Source organism: Flavitalea antarctica, from assembly GCF_054461535.1.
On the sequence record NZ_JBTLQG010000037.1, the window covers coordinates 1 to 21,795 of the forward strand.

18 protein-coding genes are annotated in these 21,795 nt (G+C 43.7%); 9 read left to right on the forward strand and 9 right to left on the reverse strand.

Annotated features, from left to right (window positions below; genetic code table 11):
* Positions 1-812 (forward strand): agmatine deiminase family protein (locus tag ACX0G7_RS22940; protein WP_458925867.1); only part of this gene is annotated, 812 nt, incomplete at its 5' end.
* A gap of 187 nt (positions 813-999) precedes the next feature.
* Entirely contained in the window at positions 1,000-1,605 is a 606-nt protein-coding gene (locus tag ACX0G7_RS22945) for a fasciclin domain-containing protein (protein ID WP_458925868.1), read from the forward strand.
* Between the two features lie 36 nt (positions 1,606-1,641).
* Here the strand turns inward: ACX0G7_RS22945 and ACX0G7_RS22950 are convergent, their stop codons facing one another.
* Entirely contained in the window at positions 1,642-2,469 is an 828-nt protein-coding gene (locus ACX0G7_RS22950; protein ID WP_458925869.1) for a universal stress protein, read from the reverse strand.
* 240 nt (positions 2,470-2,709) lie between these two features.
* On the opposite strand from ACX0G7_RS22950, the gene ACX0G7_RS22955 reads away from it, so the two are divergent.
* Positions 2,710-4,611 (forward strand): beta-N-acetylhexosaminidase, encoded by a 1,902-nt coding sequence (locus ACX0G7_RS22955; protein ID WP_458925870.1) that lies wholly within the window; start codon positions 2,710-2,712, stop codon positions 4,609-4,611.
* A gap of 81 nt (positions 4,612-4,692) precedes the next feature.
* Positions 4,693-5,166 (forward strand): hypothetical protein, encoded by a 474-nt coding sequence (locus ACX0G7_RS22960; protein WP_458925871.1) that lies wholly within the window; start codon positions 4,693-4,695, stop codon positions 5,164-5,166.
* A 25-nt stretch (positions 5,167-5,191) separates the two neighbouring features.
* Here the strand turns inward: ACX0G7_RS22960 and ACX0G7_RS22965 are convergent, their stop codons facing one another.
* Complete coding sequence (locus tag ACX0G7_RS22965; protein ID WP_458925872.1) at positions 5,192-6,184, reverse strand: Gfo/Idh/MocA family protein; 993 nt, start codon at positions 6,182-6,184, stop codon at positions 5,192-5,194.
* A gap of 229 nt (positions 6,185-6,413) precedes the next feature.
* Between ACX0G7_RS22965 and smc the strand changes: the two genes are divergently transcribed.
* Positions 6,414-9,932, forward strand: a complete 3,519-nt coding sequence (smc, locus tag ACX0G7_RS22970; RefSeq protein ID WP_458925873.1) for a chromosome segregation protein SMC — start codon at positions 6,414-6,416, stop codon at positions 9,930-9,932.
* An 85-nt stretch (positions 9,933-10,017) separates the two neighbouring features.
* A complete protein-coding gene (locus tag ACX0G7_RS22975; protein WP_458925874.1) occupies positions 10,018-10,350 on the forward strand; it encodes a DMT family protein in 333 nt (110 codons plus the stop codon).
* Positions 10,351-10,369: 19 nt separating this feature from the next.
* Here the strand turns inward: ACX0G7_RS22975 and ACX0G7_RS22980 are convergent, their stop codons facing one another.
* The 3 genes from ACX0G7_RS22980 to ACX0G7_RS22990 form a co-directional block, all read right to left on the reverse strand.
* Positions 10,370-11,377, reverse strand: a complete 1,008-nt coding sequence (locus ACX0G7_RS22980) for a WD40/YVTN/BNR-like repeat-containing protein (RefSeq protein WP_458925875.1) — start codon at positions 11,375-11,377, stop codon at positions 10,370-10,372.
* 386 nt (positions 11,378-11,763) lie between these two features.
* Positions 11,764-12,456: a thioredoxin domain-containing protein gene (locus ACX0G7_RS22985; RefSeq protein WP_458925876.1), complete on the reverse strand. Its 693-nt coding sequence runs from the start codon at positions 12,454-12,456 to the stop codon at positions 11,764-11,766.
* An 883-nt stretch (positions 12,457-13,339) separates the two neighbouring features.
* Positions 13,340-14,791, reverse strand: a complete 1,452-nt coding sequence (locus ACX0G7_RS22990) for an aminopeptidase P family protein (protein WP_458925877.1) — start codon at positions 14,789-14,791, stop codon at positions 13,340-13,342.
* A 179-nt stretch (positions 14,792-14,970) separates the two neighbouring features.
* Between ACX0G7_RS22990 and ACX0G7_RS22995 the strand changes: the two genes are divergently transcribed.
* Positions 14,971-15,666, forward strand: a complete 696-nt coding sequence (locus ACX0G7_RS22995; protein WP_458925878.1) for a hypothetical protein — start codon at positions 14,971-14,973, stop codon at positions 15,664-15,666.
* A 352-nt stretch (positions 15,667-16,018) separates the two neighbouring features.
* Here ACX0G7_RS22995 and ACX0G7_RS23000 read toward each other — a convergent pair whose 3' ends face one another.
* The 4 genes from ACX0G7_RS23000 to ACX0G7_RS23015 form a co-directional block, all read right to left on the reverse strand.
* The gene (locus ACX0G7_RS23000) at positions 16,019-16,660 is read right to left on the reverse strand and encodes a hypothetical protein (protein ID WP_458925879.1); all 642 of its coding nucleotides are present in this window, start codon (positions 16,658-16,660) and stop codon (positions 16,019-16,021) included.
* Between the two features lie 57 nt (positions 16,661-16,717).
* Positions 16,718-17,623 (reverse strand): transglutaminase domain-containing protein, encoded by a 906-nt coding sequence (locus tag ACX0G7_RS23005; protein WP_458925880.1) that lies wholly within the window; start codon positions 17,621-17,623, stop codon positions 16,718-16,720.
* Between the two features lie 133 nt (positions 17,624-17,756).
* Complete coding sequence (locus tag ACX0G7_RS23010; protein WP_458925881.1) at positions 17,757-18,023, reverse strand: hypothetical protein; 267 nt, start codon at positions 18,021-18,023, stop codon at positions 17,757-17,759.
* Positions 18,024-18,319: 296 nt separating this feature from the next.
* On the reverse strand, positions 18,320-18,640 hold the full coding sequence (locus ACX0G7_RS23015; RefSeq protein WP_458925882.1) for a carboxypeptidase-like regulatory domain-containing protein: 321 nt from the start codon (positions 18,638-18,640) through the stop codon (positions 18,320-18,322).
* A gap of 385 nt (positions 18,641-19,025) precedes the next feature.
* Here ACX0G7_RS23015 and ACX0G7_RS23020 point away from each other — a divergent pair, with 385 nt between their 5' ends.
* Positions 19,026-20,924: a DNA topoisomerase IV subunit B gene (locus ACX0G7_RS23020; protein ID WP_458925883.1), complete on the forward strand. Its 1,899-nt coding sequence runs from the start codon at positions 19,026-19,028 to the stop codon at positions 20,922-20,924.
* Between the two features lie 33 nt (positions 20,925-20,957).
* Entirely contained in the window at positions 20,958-21,794 is an 837-nt protein-coding gene (locus ACX0G7_RS23025) for a DUF1835 domain-containing protein (protein WP_458925884.1), read from the forward strand.
* Position 21,795 lies beyond the last annotated feature (1 nt).

The following is a 21,795-nucleotide window of genomic DNA, read 5'->3' on the forward strand; positions in this document are numbered from 1 at the left end:
ATATGTCAAGGGTGAGGTTTTTTATTCACCCTACCAATGATGCCTGGTGCCGTGATCATGGCCCCGCTTTCCTGATCAATCCCAATGCAGAAAAAAACAAGAAAGTTATTGTTGACTGGGGTTATAATGCCTGGGGCAACAAATATCCGCCATATGACCTCGACGATGTTATTCCAACGCTGATTGCCCGGCACTATGATATCCCGGTCTTTCATCCGGGGATAGTAATGGAAGGAGGTTCAGTTGATTTTAATGGAAAAGGATCACTACTTACTTCAAAGTCCTGTTTGCTGAACAAAAATCGTAATCCGGGGCTGAACCAGGAGCAGATCGAACAATACCTCTCAGATTACTATGGAATTGAACAGGTGCTCTGGGTAGATGATGGTATAGTTGGCGATGATACGGACGGGCACATTGATGATACTGTTCGGTTTGTAAACGAGGATACGGTGCTCACGGTTGTTGAAAGCAATAAAAACGATGAGAACTACCAATTACTGCAACATAACCTTAAGCAGCTAAAGGAAATGCGCTTGTTAAACGGTAAGCAGTTGAACATCGTGGAACTGCCGATGCCTGCAAAGCTCGAATTTGAGGATCAACGTCTGCCTTGCTCATACGCTAATTTTTATATTGCCAATAAGTCGGTTATAGTTCCCGTATTCAAGTGTTCAAATGATGACAAAGCTCTACAGTTAATACAGGAATCTTTTCCCGGACGTACTGTGGTGGGGATAGATTCCCGGGATATTATCTGGGGTTTGGGTAGTTTCCATTGTCTTAGTCAACAGGAGCCTTCCGTTGTTTAAATCCTGAAACGCCCACCACGCTTACAATGCATTAGTTTTAAGCACCTTATTAAAAAGATATCCCCAAGTGCTGAATTAGAAAAATTATGTCATAATTTGAAGCTGAACCTCACTGAGAAAACTTGCCAGTTTTAATTGTAAGAAATTTTGGCATCATTGTGGAATTATGTTAAAAAAAAGCAACACTATGTTACCAAAAGCTTTTCCCTCGATTTGCCTGAGCGCAATTACAGGGCTCCTGTGCATCAATTTAGCAGCGCAGGAACTTAACCCGGTAACTTTACCAGATAATGCTTCAGCGACCATCAGCACAGTTCCGGCAATTGATCGTTCAGCCAATGCGGGTTCCCGTGATGTCTTTACGCTAGCAGCCGGTATGAATGATAATGCGACGCTTGTCAATGCCATAAAAGCCTGCGGTATGGAGAATAATATCCGCAGCAAACCGTCAATCACCGTGTTTGCCCCAAGTAATACCGCTTTTGCAAAGCTGCCCCCGGGCCTGATTGAGCAAATGATGAAGCCTGAAAATATTTATCTCCTCAACAAACTGATCTCATACCATATAATAGAAGGTAATCACACTACGGCAACCCTTCGTGAAGATATCAAAGCCGGAAAGGGCCGTGCAATATATACTACGTTAAGTGGAAACAGGCTGATCGCTACTATAGAGGAAAACAAGATCCGCCTGACTGATGATGGTAACAACGCTTGTTTTATTACCATGTCTGATATCAAGGGCAGTAACGGGATGTTACATGTTCTGGATAAAGTTGCTCTCCCCAGGTAATGGCCCATCACATATTACTGCCCCGACATTAATGGTTTACTCGTGCACAGCTACGATAGGAACATGGCTGTGATAAGCAAGTTTTTTGGTATGGCTGGTTGAAAAGAAATTCGTAAGAAATCCATGTTTGCGCGGAACAGTTACGATAAGATCTATATTCCTGTCATGGGTAAAGGTGCTGATGGCATCAAGGAAGTCGTATAAGCGTATAAAAGAAAACTGTGGGTTATAGTCAATGAACATTTTTTCCAGTTTATTCCTTTGCACTTTATATTCTTCTGTCAGCTCCACATAATGTTCGTGATCAACATTTACAATATGAAGGTTGGGTTTAAATAAATCAAGTATAGCCTTTAGCTGAGCTTTTGGAGTAGTTGATTCCACATTTTTGAAGTCGCTGGCAAACAGCACATTTTTGATCTGGGTATACTTCGCATTGGGCGGCACAATGATCACCGGGCAAACCGCTTCCCTCACCATATTCAACGAATTACTTCCCATAAAAATCTGTTCCAGCCTGGTAGCACCGGTGATGCCCATAATGATCATGTCAATGGCATTGTGGCGAACATATTTTTTCATGGTATCAATCAGGGAACCACCTTCTTCAGCATCAAAGTCAATTGTTACTGGTGACAATGCACTCAGTTCTTCTTTCAATGATTGTAATGCCGTACGGAGTACAATCTGTTTATCATTGTCAGAATCACGTAGCGGTGTACCATCTGAACCTGCAGATATTTTGTCATATACGTGATACAAAATAACCACGGCGCCCGGTATCTGTGAAGTTGCCTGTACGGCAAAACGGGCGGCGTTTTTTGAAGTGTCTGAAAAATCGGTTGGGACCAGGAATCTTTTCATTGCGCGGTAGTTTTTAGAAAGATACAAATAAACACGTTAAAAATATGTCGCAATCTAAAATGCCCCGGCAAAAAACAGTTGCAAATGAATAAATTCACTATTTTGGAAAGTTATCGCAATTGCAGAAAAGTTGATCGTTACATGTAAACATGTTCACAACTATTTAAACGGAAGCTATTCCCATTTAATCAAACCTTCTGTTTACTCCCGATTGTCAGCCACTGAATAATCAAACTAATTATGAAGAAGTATTTCTCGCTTGCCATTACTGCTCTCGTATCACTTTTTGTCTCCGCCCAGAACACAGAAGAAATTGCAATTATTCCGCAACCGGTTTCCCTGCAAAAAAGCACTGGTTCATTTTCGTTAGTATCCACCGTACCGGTTTCTTTCCCGGCCAACAATCCTGAAATAGCAGGAGCGGTCGATTATTTCAGGGATCGCATCGAGAGATCCGGCAGCCTGAAAGTCACCACCAGCACAGGCGCCGCCCAGAAAAACGGAGTATCAGTATCTCTCATAAATGATCCGGCTATAGGTAACGAAGGATACAGGCTTGAAGTTTCGCCCGAAGGCATTACCATACAGGCAAACAAACCGGCCGGCGTTTTTTACGGTTTTCAAACGCTCATCCAGTTGATGCCAAAGGAGATTGAAAGTAAAAAAACAGTGAAAAAGGAAAGCTGGTCCATACCGGCGGTGAAAATCACCGATTACCCAAGATTTGCGTGGAGGGGAATGATGTTCGATGTTTCCAGGCACTTTTTTACAAAGGACCAGGTCAAGTTGTTTATCGATGACATGGTAAAATATAAGTTCAACCTGCTTCACCTCCATCTTACTGATGACCAGGGCTGGAGAATTGAGATCAAGTCTTTGCCTAAACTGACCGAGGTCGGAGCCTGGCGCGTAGACAAGACCGGCACATTCATGAAGCTGTCGAAACCCGAACCGAATGAACCAAAAACCTACGGTGGCTTTTTTACGCATGATGATATCCGTGAATTATTGAAGTATGCGAAAGACCGCTTTGTTGACATACTACCGGAAATTGATGTACCCGGCCATAGCATGGCCTTTTTGGCCGCATATCCTGAGTTGGCATGTACCCCGGGTACTTACCGCGTGAATTCAGGTGAGCAATTTATGGTGTGGGAGAAAGGTGGATTTTACGGGCTGATCGATAACAATCTTTGTCCGGCCAATGAGCAGACTTATACCTACCTCGACAAAGTATTTACTGAGATTGCCGGGTTGTTCCCATTCGGATACATTCACATGGGAGGCGATGAATGTGCCACCAACTTCTGGGCAAAAAGTCCGCAGATAAAGGCGCTCATGCAAAAGGAAGGAATGAAGAATATTCATGAAGTGCAGGGTTATTTCTCAAAAAGAGTGGCAAAGATTATAGAGTCCAAGGGAAAAAAGGTGATTGGATGGGATGAGATTCTTGAAGGAGGAATTGCCAGTGGAGCAGCAGTCATGAGCTGGCGTGGTACAAAGGGAGGTATTGCGGCGGCCGGTCTCGGTCATGAAGTGGTGATGAGTCCATCGACCCATGTTTATGTGGACCTGATGCAAGGTGATCCGATCATTGAGCCACCAGTTTATTCTACCGTAAGGTTGAAGAAATCCTACGAGTTCGAACCGGTACCGGACGGTGTGGATGCAAAATTCATCAAAGGAGGACAGGCGAATTTGTGGACCGAACAGGTTTATAATATGCGTCACCTTCAATACATGCTCTGGCCAAGAGGTTTTGCTGTCGGAGAATCACTCTGGTCGCAGGCAAAACAAAAAAACTGGCCCGACTTTATATCAAGGGTAGAAAAACACCTGGAAAGGTTTGACCAGGCGGATATCAAGTATGCGCCAAGTATGTATGAACCTATATTTAAAGTTACCCGTGATGCGGCCGGCAAATTGGTTGTCGATATGACAACCGAGGTGGACCAGGTCGACATCCACTATAGTTTTGATAACTCATTTCCTGATAAGTTTTATCCGAAGTACAGTAATCCGTTAATCGTTCCCAAAGACGCTTCAAATCTCAAAATCATCACGTACAGGAACGGTAAGCGGGTAGGTAGAGATATTCATTTCCCGGTATCTGAACTTGAAAAAAGAGTTGTAAAAAAATAGCAGGGTATCCCGGCATGCAACGGTACTTCCCCTGCTGATGTCAACCTGATTCAGAACCCAACACTGAATCAATTTATTGACATGAACATGAATGTGAAGAGGACCGCCGTCTGCGCGCTTGTCCTGGTATTAATGACAGTTACAGCAGCCTGCAGCAAGCAGGACGACCTGGTGCTGAGAAACGAACAGTTCCCGTTGTTTGCCGTTGGGAACAGCGGGATCTCAGGTACTGTTTTTATCGCCGAGAACCTGGATAGTTCATTTAATGTAACAGTGAAATTAAATAGCTCGGTCCGCGATTCAGTTCATATTATGAACGTTTACAATGGCGACATGACCAACACGATGAACATTGCATTCCGGCTTTCCGATATCAGGGGCACGGGAGGTCCGGTGATCGGCGAAACCAAAAACATCCGGCAGGCGGTAGAAAACGCAGGCAACTACGGCTCCGTCACCTATGATAAAGTACTCGGTAAGACGATGGTGGTCAAAGTCTTTCTGAGCCAGCATCGGAGCGATAGCCTTTTATGCAGAGGTGAAATAGGAGAATAGCAGCGTCGGGAATTGATAGCATCCGCTAAAGGTCGTGCGGATAAATTATTCCTGCCGACTTCCTGATCCGGTCCAGGGTTTCCATTTGTAATAAGGTATCAGCCAGGCTCATCACCGGGCTTTCGGTGAGACCTTTCGACAGGCAATCCTGCACATGTCTTGCCTGGTATTGATATCCATAACCGGGTTCTTTGTCAAACGGAATCATCTCTTTGGTATCTGGCTTTCCACTGTAAAACGCTATGCTGGTATCCGTGGCAAAAAACCGGGTGCCCAGCCTGATTCTTCCTGTTTCGCCGCAGATGTCCCCTTCGTTGGAAAGCTCCGAATGAAAACTGCTGAAGAGACTTGCCATCTCTCCACCTGCATACCTGAATATCACTGCGCATTGGGCGTCGACATTTCCATCAGTAAGTTCAGCCCTGGCTTCTATTTCATCTGGCCGGCCAAGTAAAGACAAGGCTAAAAACACATTATAAATGCCAATATCAAGCAGGGTTCCGCCGCCGAGTGCAGGATCATATAAACGCTGGGGTATCGGGTCATAAGGTTTGAAGCCGAAGTTCACAAGAATCGATTTGATCTTACCAATTTTGCCTTCATCGATCAGGGACTTTGTTTTAACATAATGTGGAAGAAACTTTGTCCAGAATGCTTCCATCAGAAAAACATTCTTACGGCGCGCCGTTTCCACCATTTCATTCGCCTCACGCAGGTTGATTGCAAATGCTTTTTCACAGAGCACCGGTTTTTTATGTTCCAGGCATAACAGAACATGATCACGATGCAGCCCATGGGGAGTGGCTACATAAATGGCATCTACTTCCGGATCTTTTACAAGCGTCTCATAACCTTCGTAGTCTTTTGTGCCAGGGAACTCAGTCGCAAAGGCATGGGCGGATTCACGGGTACGCGCACCGACTGCATACAATCTTGCGCCTTCCACATATTTAAGATCAGAAGCAAATTTCCTTGCGATGCGGCCGGCTCCAAGAATACCCCATTTGAAAGTCTGCATATAAAATAAGTTCGTTGTTGAATAATTTTGCAATGATCCCAGGAATGGCAAATATCGTCGAATCGGAGCTTACGAAATGAAAGATGATCACCGTAATCCAAAATTGGGAGGCCTGGCCCTGGAAACTTGTGAGTTTCCGGCCTTTTCACGGTGAATTGCTGTGTATAATTCGTGAATATCGGTACGGGCGGTTCTTCTATATTTGCTGCAATCACAAAATATAAGAACTGTGCGATTAAAGAGCCTCGAAATCAAAGGATTCAAAAGTTTTGCCGACAAAACCACGTTGCATTTCGACGAGGGAATAACCGGAGTAATCGGGCCGAACGGCTGTGGTAAAAGTAACATTATCGATAGCATCCGTTGGGTTATCGGGGAGCAAAAGATCAGTCATCTCCGGTCCGAAAACCTGGAAAGTCTTGTTTTTAACGGTTCTAAAAGCCGCTCAGCTTCGGGCCTTGCCGAGGTGAGCCTCACTTTCGAAAATACACGCAACCTTCTCCCGACAGAATTCAGCACAGTAACAGTAACCCGGAAGTTCTACAAAAGCGGGGAGAGTGAGTATCGACTGAATGATGTTCAATGCCGCCTCAAGGATATCCAGAATCTTTTTATGGATACCGGTATCAGCACTGATAGCTACGCAATAATCGAGTTGGGAATGGTAGATGAAATCATCAAGGATAAAGACAACAGCCGTCGCCGTATGCTCGAACAGGCAGCGGGCATCACCATCTATAAAACGAGGAAAAAAGAAGCAAAATCGAAACTCGAAGCTACCGAACAGGATCTTGCGCGCATCGAGGATCTGCTTTTCGAAATAAACAACCAGCTGAAAAGCCTCGAGAACCAGGCTAAAAAGGCAGAGAAGTATTTTGAGATCAAAAAAGATTACCGTGAACTGAGCATTGAATTGGCAAAAGCTTCGCTCGAGGGCTTCAATCTGACTTACCGCGACCTGAACGAACAGGCGGAAAAAGAAACCGACAAGAAATTTAAACTTGAGGCTGAGGTCGCCGGTGAAGAGGCGGCGATCGAGCAGGATAAGGTAAGCTTCATAGAGAAGGAGCGTGCACTCCAGTCAATGCAGCACGATTTCAACGACCTGATTCAAAAATTAAGGAGCAAGGAAAACGAAAAAAACCTGGCTTCCCAGCGACTCAATTTTTTGCAGGAGAAAGAATCAAGTCTCCAGGAATTCCTGGCAAAAAGCGAGGGGCAGCTAAAAGGGCTTGAAGAAAGCATTGTTTTTACCCGTCAGCAACTGGGTGAGGAGAATAGCAAACTGGAGGACCTGCAGCAACAGCTTGCTGACCGCAAAGAAGCTGTGGAAGCAAACAGGGTAGTGTTCGACGAGAAACGTAGCAGGGTGGACCAACTGCGTGGCGAAAATGCTTCGATCCAGCGCAACCAGTTTGAAGCGGAAAAGAAAGTCGCCGTGGCAGACACTTCCATCCAGAATATGCAACGGAGTATCCAGCAGATGGAGGAAGAAAAGGAAGTCAGGTACAGCCAGCTAAAACAACTGGAAGAAGAGCGGGTTACCAAAGAAGAAGAACTTGAAAACCGCCGGGTTGATCTGCAACAACTGCAGGAACAACAGGAGCGGACAAAAGAACAAATCCTGGAAACCCAAAGGGACCTGGAATCTTTACGTCAGAAACTGGCTGAAGAGAACCGCAAACTGGATTCAAAAAAGAACGAACATGATCTGCTGAAAAGCCTGGTAGACTCCATGGAAGGCTACCCTGAAAGTATCAAGTTCCTGCATAACAATTCCGGATGGAACCACAAAGCCCCCATCTTATCGGATATCATATATGTGAAAGAGGAGTACCGTGCGGCCGTCGAAAATGTGCTCGAACCATATCTGAATTACTATGTCGTAAATAACCTCCAGGAAGGTCTGCAGGCGGTACACCTGTTGGATGATAATAAAAAAGGTAAGGCAAATTTCTTCCTGCTCGATAAGTTCGAGAAAGTGTATGGAGAAGTTCATCAGCCAGCACAAACAATTCCGGCTATCGATGTTATCGAGGTGGATGAACAATACCGCGACCTCGCAAACCATTTGCTGGGTAACGTTTTTATTGCTGAAAACGAAGAAGCATTAAATGATAGTAACGGGGCAGTGGTGCTTGAGAAACACGGTAAGTATGTGAAAGGGAAATACTCACTCACCGGCGGCAGTGTCGGACTTTTTGAAGGGAAAAAAATAGGCCGTGCAAAAAACCTGGGTAAACTTCAACAGGATATCCGGGAACAGGAATCAATCGTGAATGATCTGAAAGCGGTGATTCAGTCGCGCCATAATGAAGTGATCGCCTACAACGAACAGCTCAAGGATAATGCAATCAAACAAGCGCAGGATGATATCAACCGTCTTACCAACCAGGTGTTTTCTCTTCAGAATAAAATTGAATCACTCCAGGGACTTCAATCCACCGCTAAGAACCGACTGGAAGAGATGAAGCAGAACCTCGATAATACTGTTGAGTCAATCGAAGGTACCCGCAAACAATGGAAAGAACTGGTCAGCCTGTTTAACGAAGTAAGGGAGACCCTGAAGATCGCCGAAGATGATTACCGTGGTGCTGAAACCCAGTACAATGTGGCCCTGGCCGGATTTAACGAATTCAACCTCCAGGTTACCCGCCAGCAAAGTAAGATCAACGCACTGAGCCAGGAAGGCGAGTTCAAATCGAACCAGCTGAATAACCTCACCCAACAGGTGGAATCGAATGCCTCCCAATTGAAGATGACCGCTGAAAACATAGTTGAAAGCAGCGACATACTTGAAATTGCAAGCGGTGAACTGGTTGACCTGCTTCGCAAAAAAGAAGAAGAAGAAAAGATACTGAACGAAGCCGATCAATCATATTATAATGAGAGAAACAGGCTTAATGAAAAGGAATCCGAATTACGTCATAAAGTAAAAGAGAAGGAACAGACCGAACACTTACTAAGCGAGATAAAGGATAAGCTCAATGAGCTGAAACTGCAGCTTGCCGGTATGAAGGAAAGATTAAGTGTTGAGTTCAGGATCAACCTGGATGATATTATCGACCAGCCAAGGACCGGGGAAGTTCCGGTAGACGAGTTACAGGAGAAGAGTGATAAGATGAAGAAAAGACTCGAGAACCTGGGCGAAGTGAATCCAACCGCTATCGAAGCTTTCACCGAGATGAAAAAGCGATACGAATTCATCCTTGAGCAAAAAAACGACCTGGTTACCGCGAAAGACAGCCTGCTGCAAACTATCCAGGAGGTAGAAGCCACGGCGAATCAACAATTCCTTGACACCTTCAACCGGGTGCGTGAGAATTTTCAGCGGGTGTTTAAGGCATTGTTCACCGATGATGATACCGCAGATATGGTTCTCGAAAATCCCGAAAATCTAGCCGAAACCAGCATCGATATCATAGCTAAGCCGAAAGGCAAGAGACCCTCTTCTATTTCCCAGTTGAGCGGGGGTGAAAAAACACTGACCGCAACCGCGTTGTTGTTTTCCATCTACCTCATCAAGCCTGCGCCATTCTGTATTCTTGACGAAGTTGATGCACCATTGGATGATGCGAACGTTGGTAAGTTTACTTCTATGATCCGCAAGTTTAGCGAAGAAAGCCAGTTCATTATCGTGACCCACAATAAACAAACGATGAGCGCTGTTGATGTGATCTATGGCGTTACCATGCAGGAGCCCGGTGTGAGTAAGTTGGTACCTGTTGACTTCCGGGCGCTGACCTGATATTTTATACAACCCTCTATTTATAATAAAGGCGATCTGTTTTTAAATGCAGATCGCCTGTTTTTAATTAGTTCAACAAAGTGTTATGTTACGTACCATCCTGTTATTGGTGGCATCCAATGTTTTCATGACTATTGCCTGGTATGGCCATCTTAAGCAGGAAGGTGTTCCGCTTTATAAAGCCGTACTTGCGAGCTGGGCCATTGCTTTTTTCGAATATTGCCTGATGGTGCCGGCCAACAGGCTGGGATATGCAAATGGGTTTACCGGTTTCCAGTTGAAGATGGCGCAGGAGGTCATCACCCTGGTCGTATTCTCCGTTTTCGCCGTGGTATATCTTAAGGAGCCTTTTCACTGGAAGTACCTGGTCAGTTTCGGGTTTCTACTCGCAGCCGTTTATTTTATGTTTAAGAAGTAGCTTCTCGCAAAGTCGAAAATTATTTCCCGGCAACATCGGGCACATACTTCGCTATTTTCCCGTTCCCCCCGGCCAGGAACACGGCATTTCCTTTTTTTGCTTTCTGGCAAACGTGAAAGCTTTCTTTACTGATGAGTTTCCAGTTCTTGCCGCCATCGGCACTGATGTCAACTCCTGAAGTACCGCAGGTAATGAGATTTTTTGCATCCAGGTATTCAACGCAGCTTCGATAGCCCGAGGGTGGAGTGGTGGGTTTTGTAAAAACCGGCTTTTTGCCAAGCCTGACAAGAACACTGTTATCAGTCTTAACCGTGTCCCGTGTGAAATCACCGCCAACTATCACTGCGTTGTTTCCATGGACGGCAATAGAATTAGCGCCGGTGCTTTCTTTACCCTTCACCAACGGCAGGGTAGCAACGGTTCCCCGGCTGTGTAAACGACTGGTTAAGCCCCCGGTGACAAAATAGTAACCGCCATTGTTCACAGCGACGATATTTGTTCCGCTTGAGGCAAAACAGGCCTCACCGCTGTCCGCTTTTGGTGCCTGCAGGTTTTTCTGCCAGGAATTTCCCTGATCCTTTGTTGAAGCAAGGTAAACCTGTGATTTCAGCGGATCCCCTATAACAATCCCGGAACCATCTCCCGCGAAATGGAAAGCATCTAAAAAGATCCCCGCCGTTGAATCGGTGTAGACCGGCTTCCAGTTTTTCCCTCCATCGGTTGTTTTGAGAATGACACCGGGCTCGGCGATGGCAAGCACAACTGCGGTCTCCTCGTCAAACCCTTCTATATCCCGGAACTCCCTTTTTTCATAGCCTGGTACCTGGAGCCAGCTCCAGGTGTTGCCGCCGTCGACGGACCGGCCAATCATTCCTTTACTGCCACTAGCCCAGATCACTTCATTGCTCACGACACTCAGTCCCCGGATAGAGGTCGATGTTCCCTGGGTCATAATTTGTAAGTTCTGACCGTTTGATGAACTAACTAAAAGCACTGTAGCTATGACCAGGGTAGATATTTTTCTCATCTTGGCAGGTTGGTGTGTTCCAGCTATGTTGCTCAGGTTTGTCAGTCGCCGAATAAAAGTTATGTTTCTCAAGTATGTCATTTGGCGTATTGCAGTATGTTTTTTAGGTATGTCAGTTGGCGTATTGCAGGTATGTTTCTCAGGTATGTCAGTTGGCGTATTGCAGGTATGTTTCTCAGGTATATCATTTGGCGTATTGGGGTATGTTTCTCCAGCTTATCAGGAGGCATCCTCCAAATATATGTTTCACGCGTGCAGACTTCTTATTGCAGCATGCTTCTTCTGCGTATGCGTGGAACTTTAACAGGACAAAATTTCTTATAAGTGTCTATACAGCAGCACATAAAATCTCTTACCTCTTTTTCCTGTTTAGGATAATATCGGGCTTACCTCAAATTATGCTTGAGTTCCTGCAGGCTCACAATTCCTTCTTTCCTCCAGGTTTCACCGCCGTTCTTATAGATAATAAAAGTCGGGAGTTTCTCAGCTCCAACTCCTTTCATCAAGGCTGACTGCACGGTAGCATCAATTTTCACAACCTTAAGATTCTCTCCAAGATCCAGTTTCAACTTTTCTATCACGGGGTCCATTTTTTTACATGGGGGACACCATTCAGCACCAATGTCGACCAACACCACCGCGCCGAGGTTCGTCAATATCTTGTACTCACCCATGCTGAGCGGCTTTTCAGTCTCAGCTTTTGTTACCTCTTTGCCGGCAGACAGCCATTCACTCAGCCCGCCCTTTAGTTCACTCACTTTAAACCCCTCGCTCATAAGCCATGCCGAGGCGGCCCCGGTCGTCGTGTCCGAATCGGAATAAATATAAAGTGGTTCTTTTTTATCAAGATGAACGGCATATTCCCGGAATTCGACCTGGTTGTTCCAGTCTGCCTGTAACGCATTTTTAATGTGTCCCGCCTGAAATTCAACAGGCGATCTGAGATCAAGTAACTGGACATTTACCCTGGCAAGTGCTGCCTCGAAGACCTCGGGTTCGAGTATCGTCCTTTGTACGTTGGTTTGGCAGGAAAAGAGGAATAAAACGCAGATGCCGAGGGCACCAAACTTTTTCATCATCACTTGGGAAGTTAATGACTCAAAATTATACACGTTTGCTGAGATAATTGAATAATAAAAGCCACTGTCTGGACGTACAGTGGCTTTTAATGTTTTTGGAATCAGTCGACCAACCTTTCAATGTGCTTTCGACGGGATCGGATTTAAATTTCTTAAGCTCTTGACGGTTATCAGGTTTTTTAGGATATCGACTGAGTTTCTCATAGTTGAGTCCTGGTTAGGGATGACATTGGATTTTTTGACTTGGTTTTTAGGACTGTTGGACTTTAGGATTTGGTTTTCGTTGGATTGTTGGATTAGGATTTGGTTTTTAGGACTGTTGGATTTCAGGATTTGGTTTTCGTTGGATTGTTGGATTAGGATTTGGTTTTTAGGATTGTTGGATTTCAGGATTTGGTTTTCATTGGATTGTTGGATCTGGTTTGGTTTTTCGTTGGATTGTCGGATCAGGTTTTGGTTTTTCGTTGGATTGTTAGATCTGGTTTTTGGTTTTTCGTTGGATTGTTGGATGTCAGGATTTGGTTTTCGTTGGATTTGGACTTGGTTTTTTTGACTTTGACTGGTTTTGGATTTGGATTCTGGACTTGGTTTTTCTAAGGATTAAAGGTTTTTATTTATTGATTTTGTGTTTGTTGTAAAGGCTGTCGGTTATTCAGGTGACAATACAAAAGTAATGTTCATAACCTTCATGGTAAAGAGCAGATGTGCTTAATCTTAAAACATCAGTTTATACCGTCCCATCCGTATTATTACTAAGATTTCATTGGGAAAGTTGCTAACATTATGTTAATATCTATGATGAAGCTTGAATGAAAATTAAGTATAGACAGTGCTAACTTATTTACAATGAGCAGATTCCAGTGGCTATTTGACATTTTACTTCCTAAAATGCCTTTTTTGCAGGCTTAAGGGCAGGTAACGTATAATTCTCCATTATGCTCTTTTCCGCAATCTTTCTTTCGATGTCTTCGATTTTCCTTGGCGCTGAAGCGGACAATAACTCATAATCTTTCTCCCTGATGAGAACATCATCCTCTATCCGGACGGCTATGCCCCACCATTTCTTATCACAATTGCTGTTTTCGGGAATGTAGATCCCGGGTTCGATAGTGAGGACCATATTCTTTTTAAGCACTGGCGAAACATTCCGATCGTGGACATCAAGTCCTATATGGTGACCCAGGCCATGAGGATAATATTTAGCTGCATCTTCCTTTTTTGAAATGATCCCCAACCTTAACAAACCTGCCGCCACGATTTCTTTCGACTTGAGATTTACTTCGCGCCAGCTTGTACCTTCCTTACACATTTTAAAGCACTCTTCCTGTGCCTGGTAAACAATCTCATAAATCGCCTTCTGTTCCGGTGTGAATTTCCCGTTAGCGGGAATGGTCCTGGTTACGTCAGCTGTATAATTATGGTACTCTGCCCCCACATCCATCAGGAGCATTTGTTTGCCGACACTCAGCTTTCCATTCTCGATATAATGCAGGACGCAGCCGTTGTTCCCTGCTCCCACGATAGAGGGATAGCCAACACCTTCCGCTCCGTATTTCTTATGGACATATTCGTGCAGACCCTGTACTTCCCGCTCGGACATCTCGGGCCGGATCGCCTTCATCACTTCCGCCTGGCCAATACAGGAAATCTCTACCGCTTTCCTGATCAGGGCGAGTTCTTCATCCGTTTTTATTTCCCTTAGTGCGCCGGTAAGCTGCATGTATAATCTGTGCTGTATCCTTGAGTCATCGGTTCTTTCCGCGGTGATACCGGCCTTTGCCTTGAACTGGTTCACCAGGCTAAACAGATCAGCCGTGTCCCTGCTGCCTCCGGGGTCAGCCACAGGCAAACGATCCATGAGGATGTTGGTAAAGCCGGAGAAGTTCTGAGGATGATTTTTAAATTCCCGCCCGTTAAATACATGATTGATCTTTAACTGCGTTTTTACGCCTTCAACACCCATCCGTTTTCCGGTCCATTGTTCGGCCTGCGCATTTCGTTCCTGGATAAAAAGCAATTCATTATAGACACTTCCATCCGCCGCCTTTTGATCTTCCTTAAAAAGGAACAACACTGAATGAGGCTCTTTGTATCCGGTGAAATAATATAAATCCGGGCTCGCATGATAGACATACTCCACATCATTTGAAAAGTTGCGGGTAGGGTAGGCGAAAACCACCATAACCGAATTTGCGGGCATCCTCGCACGGGCAGAGTCACGCCTTGAAGCATGGAACGCAGGAGTCAGATAGTCGGTGGCAACATCCTGCTCCTGGGATAATACACCATACACAAATGATAGGAACAGTAAGCCGGTCAGATATATTTTTTTCATAAACTGGTTTTGCAATTTAAATATAGCAAAGGTTTCGGGCACCGCTGTGAAAGGATTCTCTAATCTTTCACCGGTATAGTATTTTATGCAAAAATGAAGAAAAGTAGTAATACTGAATAAATTGCACAAGACAATATTAAACGCTGTTTATACGATTTTTAAGGGTTAATCCCCAAACCTTGAAAGAACAGTTAAATCAGATTATTAGTACAGTAGCATTAATTGCCTACTATATTCCCCTCCTGGTGGTTCTGTACAAAAAGCTCTGGAAGGATATACCGGTACTTATGTTTTCATGCTACTGGGCAATTGGCGGCTTCATTAACTTTCTTGGATCAACCTCGCTTGTTTCCCTTCGCACTTTCGAAGTGTGTCGCCTGATTTATAACATGATTGACCTTCCTCTGATCTTGTACATATTCTTTCTTAACACGAGGGTTGAGAAACTCCGCTCTTTAATAAAAATCATTATCCCGGTGTTTCTTTTTGTTGAGATTGTAAATGGCCTGGTCCGCGGTTTCAACGATGACTCTTTTAAATACCTGGTGGGTATAGGTGTATTCACGGTGATTGCGATGGTGTTGATGGAGATCTTCTACTATTTCAAAAAGTTGGATCATACACCACGTGAGAAAGCCATCAGCTTTTTGTTTCTGGCTGTTTTATTCGAGTATGCTGTCTATGTATATTATTATATTTACGAATACTTTGTTCCCGGAGATCACAAAACTGACATGCAGATCATCTACTACGCGTCTACCCTGATTGGAATAATCATTGCCTGTTTTGGCTTTTTTGCCGAAGGTATTAAAAAGAAAAGGCCTGTGCCAAAAGGGCCAAGACAACATGAAGTGTTGATCAAAATAATAGACTGATCTTAATCAGACTTCTTCACCTTTCCCAGCTCTTCTTTTTCGATAACTGATACCAGATCCGGATTGCAGAACTCAGGTCTGGTTGATAACTATTAAACTACAGGGACACTCTTTTCAGTTCGGGTTACGGATGGATGTTCACCACAAGTCACCAGTTATGAGAAGAGATGATTCCGGAAGTTTTAAGATTCCAGAAAATTCGATTCCGGAAAATTCGATTCCGGGAAGTCGTCAATTCCGGGAAGCCATCGCTTACGATAAGCCATCAACTACGAAGCTATCATTCACGGGAAGTCATCATTCACGGGAAGTCATCAATCACGGGAAGTCATCAATCACGAGAAGTCATCAATCACGAGAAATTATATACTGAAACCGGTTTCTTCGCTTTCGAACATTTCCGGATCGCGATAACGAAAAAGATATTCCTTATCAGGTTGAATAAAGAATTGATGATCCACACACTCTTACTCTGTTCTTCAGAGGTTATAAACAGGAAGAGGTTACCTGCCAGGTAAAAAAGGCAGCCGATAACAATATAGGAGCCCGGGTTGTCAAATATGGGTTCAAGATTTTCGAGGCTCAGCTTTTCACTAAAATAAAGAATGCTATACACGATGATCAGGATCGCCTCTGTTCCGGAATTCACATTATCAAATTGTTTACTCCCGAAGTCCATCAGCGTGATAGTAACCATCACCATAAAAGCGAACGATCCAACAATAACGATCTTCTGATTAACCGGCTTAGACAATAACATATAAAATATATACGCAAAGCAGGCGTATTCAAGTAACGTGAAATTGAAGAGTAATTCAAAGTCTTCGGGTGAAATGCGCAAAACCACATCCGTAACGAATGAGATGCCGGAATAGACGGCCAGCCATTTCAAGACTTTTTTGAGTATTTCGCCTTTTGAAATAAAATAGGCAATCAGCACAAGAAGCGTGGAGAAAGTGGATGTTAATCCCACAATCCTAATCAGGGAGTCCATAGTTATCAGATTTCGTGGCGAAATGTAGAGAATATGTGTTGATAATCACAATAAAAACTACAGTTCTATTATTGCATAAGCGATTTCACTTACATAAGGACCACCAGGGTATTTAGCACTGTAGTCCAGGTTCAACCAGTATTGACCATTCTGTTCATGGTAATACATATTGTCTATCGCCTCGTTTCCGAACAGATAAACAATAGCCTGTTGCATTCTTTCAAATGATTTTTTATCCCCTGCCAGCAACTCGGGATAAAGGTGGCCCTCGGTTAATACCATCCTCACATGGCCACCTATTGCTTTCAGGCATGACACCATCAACAGGGTATGGTCATCACAATCCCCACCCATTCCATTCAGTATGGTCTCTCTTGGAGTTGCGAAGTACTCATCACGCTCCGAGTCCGAGACATACTTGAAATTCGAATTAATATGTTTGAAAAGAGAAAGCAGCCTCACCATGGCACCGTACTTCATATGGTATTCATCGAAATACAATAAGGAATGCTGTACTGCGAAGTTTCTTACCAGTGAATCCTTATAATCGACTTTTGATTGCAGCGACTTTACCGTCTTTGTAAGTGGGCCATCAAAAAAAGAAGCACTGACAACCAGGTTTTTTTCCTTTTTATCATTGTTTCCCCAGTTGTTTTCTACCATGCTGCGGTAATCGTTGATCATGCTTTTGAAACCATATCCATTGGTAAACTGGTTATAAAACACAACGACCAGTAGAAAAACAACGGCCGGGATGAGCAAAAAACGAAAAATCCTTAGTACCAGCCACGTAAAGAGCGCAGCCAGTAATAAGGATATAATAAGATCAAGATTAAAAGACCCAACTAACACAGGGGGCAAATACCGGTTTATGACCGGTGCCAATGGGACAATGGTAAGGAGGCCTACGGCCACCAGTAAAAAATTTTTTACATTATGTTGTTTTTCCGATAAATGCGCCATAATCTGTCTTACTCATACACTTAACGCAAAATTGTACCAGATTTACATAGAGGAACTGATAAAAATTTGACAAAGGATGTATGTTCATACGACAGCAATGCTTTTCGTGTGAGGTTGCCAGTATCTTAACGGGCTATTCATCATCCTCCTCATAATACGCATCCTGGCTATCATTGTATATGGATTCCCACTCTTTAACCTTATCGTCGCCCATTAGTTCGAGAATATCATGAATTGTGTCAGTCTTTTTTTTCCACTGCATAACGGCGTTATCGCCAAAAGTGGTGACAAACATGCAATAATCAGTGTCCATAGTAACTTTTATCAAACTAAGGCCGGAATCTTCTTTCTCCTGGATAAGGTAATAACATCCTGTTTCTAGCAACGCATACGAATACATACAACACTGGTTTAAATGTCAAATAATTAAATTAATTAACAGGTAACAAAAATTTCAGAACTAAAATGGGTTGAGTAAGAAGTAGAATGATATGAGGTAGTAAAGCGAACTAAGGTTAGAATTGCAAATTTACACAAATTGTCTCCAGGAACTCCCGCACCACGGAATTTTATTGTTAAGTTTCAATTATCGTTATCATATAGTTGATTTTAAGCATGTTATATATTTAAAAAGTAAAAAAGACAGTAGCAGGAATAAAGCTACTGTCTTACCGGTTTTAAAATATCGTCAAAAAACTACTGCTCAAGTTTAATTTCACCCACTTCTGCTGTTTGACCGTCAATTACGACGACAGAATCCTTAGCTGCGTTTTTGTATGGTGGCTTTGCCTCGATAATGATCCGGTAGGTGCCAGGCTTAGCATCCTTAATTTCGTAAGCTCCATTAATGATCGTGCCTCGCAATGTATCAGTTGGCGACAAGGCCCAGGCTCTCGTAGCGCCGTCAGCTGGCATTACGGTTCCCTTGATTGACCCAGCGGTGAGCACGTTAAAAGCAAACAGACCAGTAGCCAGAAGTCCAGCCAGCGATCCTATTAAAAATTTCGAATCTGTCATAAAAAGAATTTAAAGGTTTTTAATTGCGCCCACCACTAAAAGATCAATAGACATGCCATTTCAATCCTGCAATTTTTGACCATCAAATCCGCCCAAATAGGGATGTTAACGTCCTTAATTTTGCACGTTTCCTGGAACACCGTTATGTCAAAAGTACGTAACTTATTAATTTGCAGTGGGTTGTGAGATAATTAAACGGGTATGGGGAATAGACTTCCCAGCCCGGTTTCTCCCTGCTTTGCCATTCATTTACCCACAATGCCTCCTAATTCCCATGTTTGATTATATTTGCCGGATTTCGGGATTTATGATCCTGTTAATTATACTGAACTGATTCTTAGTAATTTGTATAAATAAACATCCAAAGTCCTCAACGTCTTGATTTATGGCAGACAGCAAAAACCTTTTTGACTATACCGAAGAATCCATAAAAAGCCTCGATTGGAGGGAACATATCCGGCTACGTCCAGGTATGTACATTGGTAAGCTTGGAGATGGTACAAGTTCAGACGATGGCATTTATGTACTCCTTAAGGAGGTCCTTGATAACTGTATCGATGAGCATACCATGGGTTATGGTAAACACGTTGACATTTCGATCGAAAATAAAACGGTCACTATCCGGGATTATGGTAGAGGTATCCCGTTAGGTAAGGTGGTGGACGTGGTGAGTAAGATTAATACCGGAGCCAAATATGACAGTAAGGCATTCCAGAAAAGCGTCGGTTTGAATGGAGTAGGTACAAAAGCGGTCAATGCTTTGAGCAAATATTTTAAAGTCACCGCATTCAGGGATGGAAAAGAAAAGGTGGCTGAGTTCGAGCGGGGCGTACTTATAAAAGAACATAAAGAAGCAAAAACCACCGAGCCGAATGGTACCGAGGTGGTTTTCATCCCCGATGAAACCGTCTTTAAGAACTTTCATTACCTGAACGAATATATCGACCAGCAGCTCTGGAACTATTGCTTCCTGAATGCCGGCCTGGTGATTAACTTCAACGGAAAAAAATATATAAGTAAAAACGGACTGCTGGATCTACTGCAGCGAAAAACAAATGCCGATGAGATCAGGTACCCAGTGATCCATCTGAAAGGTGAAGACATCGAGGTGGCACTCACGCATGAGAATCAATATGGGGAGGAGTATTATTCATTTGTCAACGGTCAGTATACTACCCAGGGCGGAACACACCTGGCAGCTTTCCGCGAGGCCTTCGTGAAAACCATCAGGGACTTTTACAAAAAAGACTATGATGCTTCGGATATCAGGGCGAGTATCTGTGCCGCTATCTCCGTAAGGGTGCAGGAACCGGTATTTGAAAGCCAGACAAAAACAAAGCTCGGTTCCCAGATAGTCTATGAGAACGGACCATCGATGAAAAATTTTGTCAACGATTTCCTCTCCAAAGAACTTGACAACTATCTGCACCGCAATCCTTCAGTCGCAGAACAGATCAAAAAAAGAATAGAACAAAGTGAGCGGGAGAGAAAGGACCTTGCCGGGATAAAAAAGTTGGCAAACGAACGGGCCAAAAAAGCAAACCTCCATAACCGCAAACTAAGAGATTGCCGTTTTCATTATAATGATGAAGCAACGGGTAAGGACAAGGACAACATCCTCGAAAAACAAAAAGAAAGCACCATATTTATTACGGAAGGTGACTCGGCCAGTGGCTCAATTACGAAGGCAAGAGATGTCGAAACCCAGGCTGTTTTCAGTCTCCGGGGTAAGCCGCTGAATTGTTTCGGTCTTACCAAAAAAGTAGTATACGAAAATGAAGAATTCAATCTTCTTCAGCATGCATTAAATATTGAAGAAGGATATGAAGGGCTTCGGTATAACAATATTGTCATTGCAACCGATGCAGATGTTGATGGCATGCACATCAGGCTTTTGCTGATGACATTTTATCTCCAGTTTTTCCCTGACCTCGTAAAAAACGGCCATGTTTATATCCTGGAAACGCCATTGTTCAGGGTGAGGAATAAACAGGAAACGATCTACTGTTATGATGAGACTGAAAAGCAGGCCGCAGTAAAAAAACTCGGCAGCAAGCCGGAAATAACACGGTTTAAAGGGCTGGGTGAAATTTCACCCGACGAATTTGCTCGGTTCATCGGGCCGGATATCCGGTTGCAGCCGGTAATGATCATGCCTGAAACACATGTTCAACAGATCCTGGAATACTACATGGGTAAAAATACCATGGAAAGACAGGAGTTTATTATCAACAACCTTAAGTTCGAGCTTGATCTTGCAGATGAAAAAGCAGTTGCTGTTTAAGATCAGTCTTGACCAATTTTTAAGCTTTGATTTATGATTCATATTGTTTTTAACACTGCGGATGTCGAGGTTTTGCAGAAAGCCATTGACCTCGATGAAACTTTGCAGGGCGAAATCATCGGCATCAAAGATGATTATGCAGTTGGTCCCATAAAAGATATTTACACACCTGAAGGCATCGAAGCCAGGAAAGATTGGTGGAGACAGGTGTTGGCTGGTGGTGACCTGGATGGTCATGTGGATAAGGATCTTGTAAATGACAATCGTACGGCGGAAAGCCTTGTTGCCCGGCTGCAGGCAGAACCGGATCAGAAGTTGTGGATCTGGGCCGCTCAGAATAAACATGATGTAAGTGGGTATTACTGGCTCCTCAACTTTCTGAAGCCTTACCAGGGTCGGGTTTTTATATTGTATCTGAACAATCTTCCATTTATAAACGATAAGGGACTTATCTTTTATCCTCAATGGCTTCATGTTATTCCGCCGAAAGAATTTCTTAAAGCAAAAAAACTTGCCCGGCCCGTTACATTAAGCGAATTCGAAGTGGACCCTGATGAGTGGACAAAACTCTGCAACGAAGACAAAGGTGTCAGGTTGCTGGAAGGAGGGAAGAAACTGGTTCAGGCGGACTATTCATTTTATGACCAGGAACTGTCAACCTTCATCACGAAAGACTGGCAGAAGGCAAGCCGCATCATTACTCATTTTTTGAACAAGGCAAAAAATACTACCGGTGATGTGTACCTGCTTTGGCGACTTAAGAAAATGATCGCTGACGGACTGGTTGATGCCCAGGGTGAAATCAAAAACATGAAGGATTTCGAAATCAAGTCGAAAGCTGAAGTAGCGACAGAATCAGTAAACGCTTAAT